The following is a 12283-nucleotide window of genomic DNA, read 5'->3' on the forward strand; positions in this document are numbered from 1 at the left end:
GCGACCCGCCGCCAAGGGTGCGTCCGCGAGGGCGCGCCCTTCTTCTTTCAGCCTTCCGATTCCGGTTCGGCGTCGACGCGCGCGGGAATCGTCTGCAGCGCCAGCTCCGCGCTGTTCAACGCGCCCTCGATGAAGCCCTGGTAGTCGGAGTAGGCCTCGCCGACGATGTGCACGTTCTTCGCGCCGCTGCCGAAGTCGAAGGCCTTGAAGCAGTCCATCACCTTCCAGCTGCGCACGCCCGGCTGCCAGCCGTGGTTGGCGGCGCCGTAGGGCGCGCGCGCCCAGTCGCGCAGGCCGTACGTGATGATGGAGTTGCGGATGTAGGCGGTCGCCTGGTCCAGCGTCATGTCGTTGAACAGCTTGCGCGCGCTCTCGGTCAGCCGCACCGGGCGCTCGCCGTCCTCGTGGCCCTCGAGCGCGCGCTTGACGTCGCGCGCGACGAACAGCGCGAACGCGTCGACGATGCGGCCGTTCTGGTCCAGCTCCGCGCGGTCGTGGCGCTCGGTGTCGATGACGTAGTGGCGCCAGAACTCGGTGGCCGGCGTGTCCATGTACAGCAGGATCATGCCGTGGCCGTCGGCATCGGCTTCGCGCGGGCGGCGGAAGTAGTGGATCTCGCGCGTGGGCATGCAGTTGGCGTGCTGCTGCGGCGGCTGGTCGTAGTCCCACCAGGGCGCGTTGCTGACGAAGAAGACCTTGAGCATCGGAAAGCCGTTGACCGAGTCGAGCTGCGAGGCCACGTGCTCCGGCAGGTGCTGCGCCAGCTTGACCAGCGGCAGCCGCGGCATCGCCAGGATCAGCCGCTGCGCGACGAGGGTCGCCGTGCCGCTGTTGGTGCGCACGTCGAGCTCCAGCGCGCGCGCGCCGAGGCCGCTCGGTCGGAAACCCAGCAGGGTATGCCCGCCGGCCAGCGTGACGTTGGGATGCGCGCGCAGCACGTCCATCAGGCCGTCGGACAGCCGCGACGACCCGCCCGCGATGCTCGCGAGCTGCTGGCCCACCGTCTTCAGCGCGCGCAGCCACCAGATGATCCACTCGGCGGCGTTCAGGTTCTCCGGGATCATGTGATAGAAGGTGCCGGTGTCGCGCAGCTTGACGACGGCGCGGTGGCTGAGGATGCCCTGCGCCGACAGCGCGTTCCAGAAGCCCGTGGCCCACAGCGGCTGGCCGTGCAGCTGCGCGTGCTTGCGCAGGCGCGTGTAGTCGACCTCGGTGAGGCCGTCGATCCAGGCCTGGTCGTCGGGCGCGCGGCCCATGATCAGCATGATGCCGCGCCGCAGCAGCTGGAGCGAGTTCAGGCCCTGTTCCTCGGGCGTGAGGTCGTCGTCGGGCGCGACGATGGTCTCGCCGGTCGGGCCGGCGAAGTCCACCAGCTCGACGCCCAGCTCGCCGCACAGCTTGGCGAAGCGCGGCTGCAGCGTCGGCTCGAAGCGCATCGGGCCCATCTCGGCGATGAAGCCGTCGAGATCCTCGGTCTCGATGCGGCCGCCCCAGCGGTCGGACGAGGCCTCGAGGATCAGGATGCGGTGGCCGGCGTCGGCCAGCTGGCGCGCGCAATACAGGCCGGCGATGCCGCCGCCGGCGATGACGATGTCGTGGGAGTTCATTCGGGACGCGATTGCGGGGATGCGGCGCATTGTCCCCCGCGCCCACGCGCCGCGTCACCTCGCCTTGGTGATGCTGCCCAGCCCGCCGCCGTGCGTGTTGACCGTCTTCGGGTCGCCGTAATAGGTCAGCGAGCCCACGCCGCCGAGGCTGGCGTCGAGCTCGTTGCTGGCCCACACCTTGACCGAGCCGACGCCGCCCACGTTGACCCTGGCCGTCTCGGCATGCAGCTCGCGCGTGTCGATCGAGCCGACGCCGCCGACGTTCATCGTCAGGTTCTTCACCGTGCCGTCGGCCTTGAGGCTGCCGGCGCCGCCGAAGCGCACCTCGAGCCTGTCACCGCTCATGTGCGTGATCGTCGTCTCGCCGGCGCCTGCCATCGTGAACGCGGTGAGCTGCGGCACGGTGATCGTCACGTTGAGCGCGTCGTGGTTGCGGTTGAAGTTGGTGGTGTCGCGGTTCATGTGCAGGCGCAGCTCGTTGTCGACGACCTCGGTCCGCAGGTCGGCCACCAGGTCGTCCGTCCCGCTGACCCGCACCGACTGCACCTTGCCGACCTCGATGTGCAGATTGACCGGCCCCGAGTTGGAGATCGCGCTGAACGGCGCGACGCTGCGCATCTCGTCGGCGGCATGGGCCTGCAGCGCGAACAGGGCGGCGGCGGTGGCAAGCGAGAGGGTCAGGGCGTGGCGCATGGCGTTCCTTGTGATGAGGTGGTCGGATGAAATCGATTCTAGGAACGCGATTCGCGCGCGGCCACGCCGGTGCGACGAGGTGCGGCTGGGCGGGACGCGACGTCTTTGCGCGCGACGGAGCGAGGCTCAGGCCATGGGCGACAGCTGCGGCGCGATCACCTGCGTCAGCCAGGCCATCACCGCCTGGACGCGCGGCGCGAGCTGGCGCCGGTGAGGCAGCATCAGCGAGACCGGCATCGCCGGCGCGCGGAACTCCGGCAGCACGTCGACCAGCCGGCCGGCGGCGATCAAGGGCTCGGTGCCGAGCGCCGGCGCCTGGATCAGCCCCAGCCCGGCCAGCGCGGCGGCCTGGTAGGCGTCGGTGCCGTTGACCGTCACGTGCGCACGCATGGGCAGCGTGCGGTGCTGGCCGCCGGCGTCGACATAGTCCCAGCCCGCGCCCTGTGCGTTGAGCGAGGGCATGTAGTGGACGACGCGATGCTGCGCGAGGTCGGCCAGCGTTTGCGGCGTGCCGTGCGCGCGCAGGTAGGCGGGGCTGGCGACGTTGCGCATGCGCAGGAAGCCCAGCGGGCGCGCGACGAGGTCGGAGTCGACCAGCGCGCCCACGCGCAGCACGCAATCGAAGCCCTCGTGCACGAGGTCGACGCGGCGGTCGGTGGTGCTGATGCCGACCTCCAGCAGCGGGTGCGCGGCGAGGAACTCGGGCAGCCGCGGCAGGACGAAGTCGCGGGCCAGGGTGTTGGGCAGGTCGATGCGCAGCCGGCCGGTCAGTCCGCTGGACGCCGGCTGGAACATCGCCTGCAGCTGCTCGGCCTCGGTCAGCAGCTCCTTGCAGCGGTCGAGGAAGCGCTCGCCGTCGGGCGTCACGCGCACGCTGCGCGTCGTGCGCTGAAGCAGCCGCGTGCCCAGCTGCGCCTCGAGCTGTTGCACGGCCGTCGACACGCGCCCCTTGGCCAGGCCCAGCTGTTCGGCGGCGCGGCTGAAGCTCGCCAGCTCGGCCACGGTGGCGAAGATGCGCAGTTCGTGCAGGTCCATGGCGGCAATTGTTCTGTTTGGCGGAACAGTGTGGCGTTGGTTGCGGACTTTATCCGCCAGGCGGAAATTCCTAAAGTCCCTCCAATCGATTCAACAACCGGAGCACCGACATGACCACGACCCCCACCATCGCCCTCGTCACCGGCGGCAGCCGCGGCCTCGGCCGCAGCGCCGTGCTGAAGCTCGCCGAGCGCGGCGTCGACGCGATCCTCACGTACAAGAGCAACGAGGCCGAGGCGCACGAGGTCGTGCGCCAGGTCGAGGCGCTGGGCCGCAAGGCCGTCGCGCTGCAGCTGGACGCCGGCGACAGCAGGAGCTTCGCGGCGTTCACGCAGCGCGTGAAGGCCGCGCTGTCGGCGACCTGGCAGCGCGCGGACTTCGACTACCTCGTCAACAACGCCGGCATGGGCGTCGCCCACGCCACCGTCGCCGAGACGACCGAGGACGACTTCGACCTGCTGTTCAACGTGCACTTGAAGGGCACGTTCTTCCTGACGCAGAAGCTGCTGCCGCTGATCAAGGACGGCGGCCGCATCCTCAACACGTCCAGCGGCCTGGCCCGCTTCGCGCTGCCCGGCTACGCGGCCTATGCGGCGATGAAGGGCGGCGTCGAGGTGCTGACGCGCTACCTGGCCAAGGAGCTGGGCGCGCGCGGCATCGCCGTCAACACGATCGCCCCGGGCGCGATCGCCACCGACTTCGGCGGCGGCCGCGTGCGCGACAACGCGCAGCTCAACGCCTTCGTCGCCTCGCAGACCGCACTGGGCCGCGCCGGCCTGCCCGACGACATCGGCAACGCGGTCGCCGCGCTGCTGACCGACCCGAGCGGCTGGATCAACGCGCAGCGCATCGAGGTGTCGGGCGGCATGTTCATCTGAACACCCCCTGCGCCACGAAAGACGCGGGAATCGAGCCCGCGTTTTCATTGGCAGTGCGCGCGATCAGTGCGGACGGATGTGCCCGTGCTCGCCCATCTTCGGCGGCTTGCCGGTGACCGAGGCCTCGGCCATCTTGTACAGCTGGACGAGCTTGCTTTCCTTGACGTCCCAATAGTCGGCGTGCTCGATGCGCACGCGCACCAGCGCGAGGTCGGGGTCGGTGATGCCGCCCTTGAACCAGGCCTCGGCGCCCTTGTTCCACAGCGCCTGCTTCCTGGCCTGGTCCTCGACGATCTCGGCCACGCCCGAGACGGAGACGTACGTGTCCGAGCTCGGGTTGGCATACGACACGTTGACCTGGTCGTCGCCCTCGAACTCGGCGACGGGGTCGCCCGAGCGCGACATGAAGAACCACAGCGCGTTGTCGTCGACGTGCCTGGCGTTCTGCGTCGTCATCGGCCGCGAGTGCAGGTGGCCGTGGTTGGGCTTGTGCGTGGTGAACATCGCGAACTTGATGTCCTTGATCAGCTCGGTGAGCTTGCCCTGGCCCTGGGCCGTCTGGTCGTGTGCGTCGTACATGCGATGAACTCCTGTAAGGTGTCGTGTTTGCCTGCTCGCGGCAAGGCCGGGGCCCGCGCATCCGATGACCGACACGCCGCCTTCCTCGACCCGACGCGCACGCTGCGAGCGCTGCGGCCTGCCCGCGCGCACCTGCGTGTGCGCGCTCGTGCCGCGCGTGGACAACATGGTCGAGGTGCTCGTGCTGCAGCATCCCGACGAGGCCGGCGAGGCCAAGAACAGCGCTCGCCTGCTGCGCCTGGGACTCGTGCGCTGCCGCGCGGTCGTCGGCGAGTTCTTCGAGCCGGCGGCGCTGCTGGCCTTGCTCGACGGTGATGTATCCGGCAGCGCACTCCTTTACCCGGCGGATACGGCAGCGGGTACGGGACTGACACAAATCTTCGCGCCGCCGGCGCCGCCGGCGCGCCTGGTCGTGCTCGACGGGACGTGGCGCAAGAGCCTTCGCATGCTGCATGCGAATCCTTTGCTGCAGTCCTTGCCGAGATGGGTGATCGAACCGCCCGCGCCGGCGCGCTATGCCGCGCTGCGCAAGGCGCGCCGGCCCGCGCAACTGAGCACGCTCGAGGCGGCCTGCGCGGCGCTCGCGCGCATCGAGGACGCGCCGGGACGCTATGCGCCGCTGCTGGCCGCCTTCGACCGCTTCGTCGCGGACGGGGCCTCGCGCGCGTCACGCGGGCGTGGCCCGGAATGAAGATCGCCGCCGTGCCGGACGGACACGGCGGCGATCGGTCCGCGCTCCGAAGGCCCGCCCTCGCGGGCGAGCGGGGAGCCCGGGTCACTCGGAACGGCGCGCTCAGTTGCGGTCGGAACGCGGCGCGGGCGTGGCGTCGGCGGCCGGGGCGACCGAGGTGTCGGTGGACGAGGCGGCCGGCGCGGCGGTGGTGTCCGTCGTGGTCGTGGTCGTCGTGTCGGTCGGCGCGGTGCTGTTCAGCGTCGAGGCCGGATCGGCCGTCGTGGTCGCGCTGTTCGACATCGAGCTGCTGTCGGTCGTCGCGGCCGGCGTGGATTGGGTGGTGGTCGTCGTCGTGGTGTCGGTCGACTGGGCGACGGCAGCGCCGATGCCGGCCAGCAGGGCCGCGGCGGCGGCGACGGCGGACAGCTTCTTCTGATAGCTTTGCATGGGGATCTCTCCAGAGTTGAGTGTGTTGCGGAAGCTCGGCACCCGCCGGGATTCCTGGCGAAGGAAAACGCGGCAAACCGAGTGCCGCTCCTGTAAGGAAACGCTGCTTGCGTAACGCGGCGGCGCTGCGGTCGAGTTGCCCCCGCCGTCGCGCGGACTCGCAAACTCTGCGAGCATTGCAGCCCTCACTCAAGCGCAAGCGCGGAGATCTTCATGGAGATGACCCACGACCTGATCGTGATCGGCGGCGGCTCGGGCGGCGTGGCCGGCTCGCGGCGCGCGGCGGCGCTGGGCGCCAAGGTCGCGATCGTCGAGGCCGACCGCTTCGGCGGCACCTGCGTGATCCGCGGCTGCGTGCCCAAGAAGCTGATGATGTACGCGGCCGGCTTCGCGCATCAGTTCCGGGACGCCGAAGGCTTCGGCTGGAGCGACGTGCAGGCGCGTTTCGAGATGCCGCGCTGGGCCGACGCGAAGAAGCGCGAGATCGACCGCCTCGAGAAGATCTACGACGAGATGCTGGCCAACGGCGGCGTCGAGATCGTGCGCGGCCGCGGACGGCTGGCGTCGGGCTGCGAGGTCGACGTCGACGGCCGCCGTCTCGCCGCGCCGCGCATCCTCGTGGCGACCGGCGGCGCGCCCTCGGCCGACGCGTTTCCCGGCCTGGCCGCGGCGATGACCTCCAACGAGGTGCTCGACCTGCGCGAGGTGCCCGAGTCGCTGCTGGTGATCGGCGGCGGCTACATCGCGGTGGAGTTCGCGAGCATCCTGGCCGGGCTCGGCGCGAAGGTGACGCTGGCCTATCGCGACAGCCATCCGCTGCGCGGCTTCGATGCCGAGCTGCGCGGACGCCTCGCGCTCGCGCTCGGCGAACGCGGCATCACGCTGGCCTGCGGCGTGGCGTTGACAAGGCTCGAGCGCGATGACGCCGGCTTCGCGCTGCACCGCGCCGACGGCAGCGTGCTGCGCGCCAAGGCCGCGCTCAACGCCACCGGCCGCAAGCCCAACACCGCGGGCCTCGGGTTGACGGACGTCGGCGTGCAGCTCAACGCGAAGGGCGCGATCGTCGTCGACACCGAGAGCCGCACCGCCGTCTCGACGATCTGGGCCGTCGGCGACGTCACCGACCGCGTCAACCTGACGCCGGTGGCCATCGCCGAGGCGCGCGCGTTCGCCGACACCGAGTTCGACAAGGATCCGAAGCGCGTCGACCACCGCGTCGTCGCCAGCGCCGTGTTCACCGATCCGCCCATCGGCACCGTCGGCCTGACCGAGCAGCAGGCCGCGCTCCGCGGGCCGGTGGACATCTACGCCGCCGACTTCCGCCCGATGAAGACGGCCTTCGTGGGCGGCACGCAGCGCACGTTCATGAAGCTCGTGGTCGACGGCCTCGACCAGCGCGTGCTGGGCGCGCAGATGATCGGCCCCGACGCGCCCGAGATCATCCAGAGCCTGGCCGTGGCCGTGACCTGCGGCGCGAGGAAGTCGGACTTCGACCAGACAATCGCCGTGCACCCGACGCTGGCCGAGGAGTTCATGCTGATGCGCACGCCGGTGCGCCGCGTCGCGCAGGCCGTGCAGCCGCCGGCCGCTCCAGTCGCCGGTTAGGAGTGCGCGCCATGGAGCGATTCACCGGCGGCTGCCTCTGCGGCGACGTGCGCCTCGTCGCGACGGGCGAGCCGCATCGCGTCGGCCTGTGCCATTGCCTGGACTGCCGCAAGCACCACGGCGCCCTCTTCTACGCCGCGGCGATCTTCCCGCAGGACGCGGTGGCGATCGCGGGCGACACGCGCGACTGGGCCGGACGCCATTTCTGCCCGCGTTGCGGCTCGTCCGTCTTCGCGCGCTTCGGCGATGAAGTCGAGGTGCACCTCGGGTCGTTGGATGCCCCCGACCAACTGGTGCCGACCTACGAGAACTGGGTCGTCCGCCGCGAGTCGTGGCTGCCGCCGTTCCCGCTCGCGAAGCACTACGAGCGCGATCGCGAAGGAACGGGACGGTCGGAAGGCTAGGCCGCGGAACGAGGCGTCGCGAGTCGCTCTGTCAACGCGAACAGTCCCTGCACGAGCAGCGCCAGCACCGCGGCCGGCACCGCGCCGGCAAGCAGCATCGCGTGGTCGTTCAGGGCCAGGCCGGTGACGATGCGGTCGCCCAGGCCGCCGGCGCCGACGAAGGCCGCGATGGTGGCGGTGCCCACCGTGATGACGGCCGCGGTGCCGATGCCGGCCATGATCGTCGGCAGCGCCAGCCGCACGTCGACGGCGCGCCAGCGCTGCGCGGGCGTCAGGCCCAGCGCAGTGCCGGCCTCGCGCAGGCCGGCGGGCACGCCCAGCAGGCCGGTGGCCGTGTTGCGCGCGATCGGCAGCAGCGCATAGAGCGTCAGCGCGACCAGCGCGGGCCCCGTGCCGATGCGGCCCAGCAGCGGGATCAGCATCGCCAGCAGCGCCAGCGACGGGATCGTCTGCAGCACACCCACCGTCGCCATCACCGGGCCCTCGCTGCGTGGCCAGGCCGCGGCCGCGGCGCCCAGCGGCACGCCCAGCAAGGTCGCGCAGAGCACGGCCACGGCGACAAGCAGCAGGTGCTGGCCCAGCAGCGGCATCAGGTCGGCGGCGAGCAGGCGCGCGAGGAAGCGCTGCCCGATGTGGCCGCTGTGCGCGTCGTCCGCGACGGGCGCGGAGACGTCGAGGTGGCCACCCAGGAAGTCCTTGGCGATGTCGGCGAAGGGCTCGTGGCGCAGCTCGGCGCGGCCGTTCATCGCGATCATCGCCGCGGCCGGGATGCGGTTGGCCAGGCCTTGCAGCGCCTGCCACTGCGCCGGGTGGCGCGTGGCGGCGTCGAGGCGATACAGCAGCACGGCGTCGTAGTGCGGGAAGTAGTCCTTGTCGTCGGCCAGCACGCGCAGGTGGCGCGGCGCGATCTGGGCGTCGGTGGTGTAGATGTCGGTGACGGCGATCTTGCCGCTGGCCATCGCGTCGTACGACAGGCCGTGGTCGATGCCCAGCGGCCGCGCCGTCAGGCCGTAGCGCTTCGACAGGCCGGGCCAGCCGTCGCCGCGGCCGAGGAATTCGTGCGACAGGCCCAGCACGATGTCGGGGTGGTCGGCGAGGTCGCTGATCTTCGCGATGTGCAGGCGCTCGGCCTCGTCGGCGGGCATCGCGAGCGCGTAGCCGTTGGCGAAGCCCAGCGCCGCGCCCAGCCCCAGCCCTTGCTCGGCGAGCTCCCTGGCGATGACCTCTCGCGAGGCGGGCGCGCGGTGGCCCAGGATCTCGGCATCGATCGTGCCCAGGTATTCGGGGTAGACATCGATCGCGCCGGCCTTCAGCGCGGCCAGCACGACGGCGGTGTTGCCCAGGCCCTGCCGGTGTTCGGCCGGGCCCGCGGTCGCCGCGGTCTGGCGCAGGATCTCGCCCAGGATGTACGACTCCGTGAAGCGCTTGGAGCCGACGATCAGCGCGCCCTCGGTGCTGGTCGACGCCGCGGACGCCGGCGCCAGCGCGAGCGCGCGCGGGACGGCGTTGATCTGCTTGTCCGCGGCGCGCGCGATCGGTGCGATGGCGAACAGCGCGGCGGTGGTCGCGGCGGCCGCCAGCGACGCGAGCAGGCGCTTGGCGGCCGGCAGGCAGGCCAGTCTCATGCGGGATCCACGGCAGTTGCGAAGGAGGGCTATCGTCGCACGGCCGTGGCCCGAAAGCACGGGCTGCGGGAAAATGCAGCATTCGCTTACCTCGTGCCGCCCCGTGTCCCCTGAATCCGTTGAAACCGCCGCCGACGCCGCCTCGCTCAATGCCGGCACCGCGTCGCTGGCCGATCTCGCGCAGCGCGAGCGCTTCCTCGACGCGCTGGCGCAAGGCGTCGCCGATGGCAGCGTCACGCGCGTGCTGCTCAGCAAGCCGGTGGCCAAGGGCGACGACCTCGAGCGCGTCACGGCGCGCCCGCTGCTGCTGCGCGGCGAGCGCGTGCTGTCGTTCGTGTTCAAGCATCGCACCAGGGACATCACGAAAAACGAGCCGATCGACGCGGCGCTCGAGACGATCGCCGCGCTCGTGGGCGCGCGTTTCGCGCACGCGCACCTGTTCGCGCGCGACGCCGAGCTGCAGCTGATGATGAGCCGCAAGGGCCGCTACACGCTGCATCGCGCCAAGGCCAATGCGGACGATGCGACGCGCGATGCGGTCGCCGCCGCGAGCGACGACGAGCCCGCGTCGCACGACCGCCAGAAGCACCGCTACCTGAGCCTGGACGCGCCCTTCCTCGTCGAACTGGGCGTGACCACCGCGCGCCACGAGCTGGTGCCGGCGATGGCGCGCAAGTGGAAGCAGATCAACAAGTTCGTCGAGGTGATGTCGCACGCGCTCGAGTCGGCGGGCATCGCCGCGACCGCGCCGCTCAACGTCGTCGACTTCGGCGCCGGCAAGGGCTACCTCACCTTCGCGCTGCACGACTGGCTGCGCCGGCAGGCGGCCGGCGCGCCGCGTGCGCTGGACGTCGTCGGCGTGGAGCTGCGGCCCGATCTCGTCAAGCTGTGCAACGACGCGATCGCCAGGTGCAAGCTGCAAGGCCTGCGCTTCGAGGCCGGCGACGTCAGCAGCTTCGTGCCCGAGCGGCTCGACGTGATGATCGCGCTGCACGCCTGCGATACCGCCACCGACCACGCGCTGCACACCGGCATCCGCGCGGGCGCGTCCATCATCATGTGCTCGCCGTGCTGCCACAAGCAGATCCGGCCGCAGATGCAGATGCCGTCGCTGCTCAAGCCGATGCTGCAGCATGGCATCCACCTGGGCCAGCAGGCCGAGATGGTGACCGACGGCCTGCGCGCGCTGCTGCTCGAGGCGCACGGGTACGACGCGCAGGTGTTCGAGTTCGTCGCGCTGGAGCACACCAGCAAGAACAAGATGATCCTCGCGGTGCGCCGACCAGGCCGTCAGGACACGCCGCAGGCCGAGCGCCGGCGCGCCGACGTGCTGGCGCAGATCGCGGAACTGAAGCAGTTCTACGGCATCCGCGAGCACTGCCTCGAGACGCTGCTGGCCGAACCCGCCTAGTCGACCGGGTGCCGCCTGAACTGGGCGAGCAGCAGCAGGTCGTAGGTGATCTTCAGCACGCCGCAGGCGATCAACGGCGCGGCCAGCACGCCGCTGGCCAGCAGCGAGGCGCCGATGGTCGGACCCAGCGCCGACGCGAGGCTGCGCGGCACGGCCGTGAAGCTGGCGGCGGCCGCGCGCTCGGGCGGCGTGACGACGGCCATCACGAAGGCGTTGCGCGCGGGCACGTCCATCGACGACAGCACCCCGCGCAGCAGCAGCAGCACCAGCGCCATCGGCAGGCTGGTGGCGAACGACGCCGCGATCAGGAACAGGCTGGCCGGGATGTGCGTGAACGTCATCGTGTTGACGAGTCCGAAGCGGCGCGCGAGCGGCGGGGCGAGCAACTGCGAGGCGGTCATCATCAGGCCCGACGCGAAGAAGAACTGGCCGGTATGCGCCAGCGACAGCCCGAAGCGCTGGAACAACCACAGCGCCATGATCGAGTTGACCAGCAGGCCGCCGGCGAACGAGTCGATGCAGAACAGCCCGGCCAGCCGCATCACGATGCCGCGCGACGGCCCGAGCGGCTGCGGCGCATCGAGGTTCGCGGCCGACGCGTCGCCGGCCGCCGCGCGATCGCGGTGCTCGTGCGCGATGAAGCCGCGATAGAGCAGCGCGACCACGCCGCCGATCAACGCGTACAGCACGAACATCGCGCGCATCGCGGCCTGCACGTCGCCGCCGACATGCGCGCGCCACCACGCCGGCCAGGCCGAGGCAAGCGCGCCGATCGCCGCGCTCAGGCCGCCCGCGAGCGCGTAGCGCGAGAACAGCGCGGTGCGCGCGCGGCTGTCGGCGGCCGCGCGCGCCAGCCGCGCGTGCTCCAGCGGCAGGAAGACGCTGACGTCGCCCGAGCTCGGATTGAGCGTACCGACGAAGGCCACCAGCGCAAGCGGCCAGAAGGCGCTGAAGCCCGCGAAGCCCAGGCCGGTGGCCACCATCGTCCACGCCGCGGCGAGCATCAGGCGCGATGCCGGATAGCGGTGGCCGAGCGCGCCGACCGCGATCGTCGCGGCCGCCGAGCCGGCCAGCGTGAGCGTGCTCAGCACGCCGATCTCGACCACGCTCATCCCCAGCGAACGCAGGTAGGCCGGCAGCAGCACCGCGACGTAGCCATCGGCGAAGCCGCGCAGCATCCGGCTGGCCAGCAGCCAACCCGCCGCGGGTTCGACACCGGCCGGCAGCCACCAGGAGGGAGTTCGCATGACGTCGATTGTGCGGCGAGGGGTGTCGTGGCGCGCCAAATGGTCGATTAACCGACCGAATTACACCGGGGGACGTGGC

The 12283-nt window shown here is 71.2% G+C and carries 12 protein-coding genes; 5 read left to right on the forward strand and 7 right to left on the reverse strand.

Annotation, left to right across the window (positions count from 1 at the left end; genetic code table 11):
* Positions 1-47 precede the first annotated feature (47 nt).
* The 3 genes from LPC04_RS24350 to LPC04_RS24360 form a co-directional block, all read right to left on the reverse strand.
* Complete coding sequence (locus LPC04_RS24350) at positions 48-1607, reverse strand: flavin monoamine oxidase family protein (RefSeq protein WP_275684901.1); 1560 nt, start codon at positions 1605-1607, stop codon at positions 48-50.
* A gap of 54 nt (positions 1608-1661) precedes the next feature.
* Positions 1662-2300 carry a head GIN domain-containing protein gene (locus LPC04_RS24355; RefSeq protein WP_275684902.1) on the reverse strand — a complete coding sequence of 213 codons (639 nt, stop codon included), beginning with the start codon at positions 2298-2300 and terminating at the stop codon, positions 1662-1664.
* 126 nt (positions 2301-2426) lie between these two features.
* Positions 2427-3335: a LysR family transcriptional regulator gene (locus tag LPC04_RS24360; protein ID WP_275684903.1), complete on the reverse strand. Its 909-nt coding sequence runs from the start codon at positions 3333-3335 to the stop codon at positions 2427-2429.
* Between the two features lie 110 nt (positions 3336-3445).
* Between LPC04_RS24360 and LPC04_RS24365 the strand changes: the two genes are divergently transcribed.
* Positions 3446-4213, forward strand: coding sequence for an SDR family NAD(P)-dependent oxidoreductase (locus LPC04_RS24365; RefSeq protein ID WP_275684904.1), 768 nt, complete (start codon positions 3446-3448; stop codon positions 4211-4213).
* 63 nt (positions 4214-4276) lie between these two features.
* Here LPC04_RS24365 and LPC04_RS24370 read toward each other — a convergent pair whose 3' ends face one another.
* Entirely contained in the window at positions 4277-4792 is a 516-nt protein-coding gene (locus LPC04_RS24370; protein ID WP_275684905.1) for a pyridoxamine 5'-phosphate oxidase family protein, read from the reverse strand.
* A gap of 64 nt (positions 4793-4856) precedes the next feature.
* Here LPC04_RS24370 and LPC04_RS24375 point away from each other — a divergent pair, with 64 nt between their 5' ends.
* On the forward strand, positions 4857-5483 hold the full coding sequence (locus tag LPC04_RS24375) for a tRNA-uridine aminocarboxypropyltransferase (RefSeq protein ID WP_275684906.1): 627 nt from the start codon (positions 4857-4859) through the stop codon (positions 5481-5483).
* Positions 5484-5585: 102 nt separating this feature from the next.
* On the opposite strand, the gene LPC04_RS24380 is transcribed toward LPC04_RS24375, so the two are convergent.
* The gene (locus LPC04_RS24380; protein ID WP_275684907.1) at positions 5586-5912 is read right to left on the reverse strand and encodes a hypothetical protein; all 327 of its coding nucleotides are present in this window, start codon (positions 5910-5912) and stop codon (positions 5586-5588) included.
* A 213-nt stretch (positions 5913-6125) separates the two neighbouring features.
* On the opposite strand from LPC04_RS24380, the gene gorA reads away from it, so the two are divergent.
* Positions 6126-7517, forward strand: coding sequence for a glutathione-disulfide reductase (gene gorA / locus LPC04_RS24385; RefSeq protein WP_275684908.1), 1392 nt, complete (start codon positions 6126-6128; stop codon positions 7515-7517).
* A gap of 11 nt (positions 7518-7528) precedes the next feature.
* Positions 7529-7921 (forward strand): GFA family protein, encoded by a 393-nt coding sequence (locus LPC04_RS24390; RefSeq protein ID WP_275684909.1) that lies wholly within the window; start codon positions 7529-7531, stop codon positions 7919-7921.
* Here the strand turns inward: LPC04_RS24390 and LPC04_RS24395 are convergent.
* Entirely contained in the window at positions 7918-9546 is a 1629-nt protein-coding gene (locus tag LPC04_RS24395; RefSeq protein ID WP_275684910.1) for a glycine betaine ABC transporter substrate-binding protein, read from the reverse strand. The two genes, LPC04_RS24390 and LPC04_RS24395, sit on opposite strands and share 4 nt — an antisense overlap.
* Before the next feature lie 103 nt (positions 9547-9649).
* On the opposite strand from LPC04_RS24395, the gene LPC04_RS24400 reads away from it, so the two are divergent.
* Positions 9650-10957 carry a class I SAM-dependent methyltransferase gene (locus LPC04_RS24400; protein WP_275684911.1) on the forward strand — a complete coding sequence of 436 codons (1308 nt, stop codon included), beginning with the start codon at positions 9650-9652 and terminating at the stop codon, positions 10955-10957.
* On the opposite strand, the gene LPC04_RS24405 is transcribed toward LPC04_RS24400, so the two are convergent.
* A complete protein-coding gene (locus LPC04_RS24405; RefSeq protein WP_275684912.1) occupies positions 10954-12204 on the reverse strand; it encodes an MFS transporter in 1251 nt (416 codons plus the stop codon). The two genes, LPC04_RS24400 and LPC04_RS24405, sit on opposite strands and share 4 nt — an antisense overlap.
* Between the last annotated feature and the right edge of the window lie 79 nt (positions 12205-12283).

Source organism: Scleromatobacter humisilvae (assembly GCF_023231945.1).
Classification (GTDB): Bacteria; Pseudomonadota; Gammaproteobacteria; order Burkholderiales; family Burkholderiaceae_C; genus Scleromatobacter; species Scleromatobacter humisilvae.

What these genes read in the sequence shown, in the direction of transcription:
- LPC04_RS24375 (WP_275684906.1), top strand. Translation starts at nt 4,857, where the DNA reads ATGACCGACACGCCGCCTTCCTCGACCCGACGCGCACGCTGCGAGCGC.
- LPC04_RS24405 (WP_275684912.1), bottom strand. Translation starts at nt 12,204, where the DNA reads ATGCGAACTCCCTCCTGGTGGCTGCCGGCCGGTGTCGAACCCGCGGCG.
- gorA (WP_275684908.1), top strand. Translation starts at nt 6,126, where the DNA reads ATGGAGATGACCCACGACCTGATCGTGATCGGCGGCGGCTCGGGCGGC.
- LPC04_RS24360 (WP_275684903.1), bottom strand. Translation starts at nt 3,335, where the DNA reads ATGGACCTGCACGAACTGCGCATCTTCGCCACCGTGGCCGAGCTGGCG.
- LPC04_RS24350 (WP_275684901.1), bottom strand. Translation starts at nt 1,607, where the DNA reads ATGAACTCCCACGACATCGTCATCGCCGGCGGCGGCATCGCCGGCCTG.
- LPC04_RS24370 (WP_275684905.1), bottom strand. Translation starts at nt 4,792, where the DNA reads ATGTACGACGCACACGACCAGACGGCCCAGGGCCAGGGCAAGCTCACC.
- LPC04_RS24365 (WP_275684904.1), top strand. Translation starts at nt 3,446, where the DNA reads ATGACCACGACCCCCACCATCGCCCTCGTCACCGGCGGCAGCCGCGGC.
- LPC04_RS24395 (WP_275684910.1), bottom strand. Translation starts at nt 9,546, where the DNA reads ATGAGACTGGCCTGCCTGCCGGCCGCCAAGCGCCTGCTCGCGTCGCTG.
- LPC04_RS24390 (WP_275684909.1), top strand. Translation starts at nt 7,529, where the DNA reads ATGGAGCGATTCACCGGCGGCTGCCTCTGCGGCGACGTGCGCCTCGTC.
- LPC04_RS24355 (WP_275684902.1), bottom strand. Translation starts at nt 2,300, where the DNA reads ATGCGCCACGCCCTGACCCTCTCGCTTGCCACCGCCGCCGCCCTGTTC.
- LPC04_RS24380 (WP_275684907.1), bottom strand. Translation starts at nt 5,912, where the DNA reads ATGCAAAGCTATCAGAAGAAGCTGTCCGCCGTCGCCGCCGCCGCGGCC.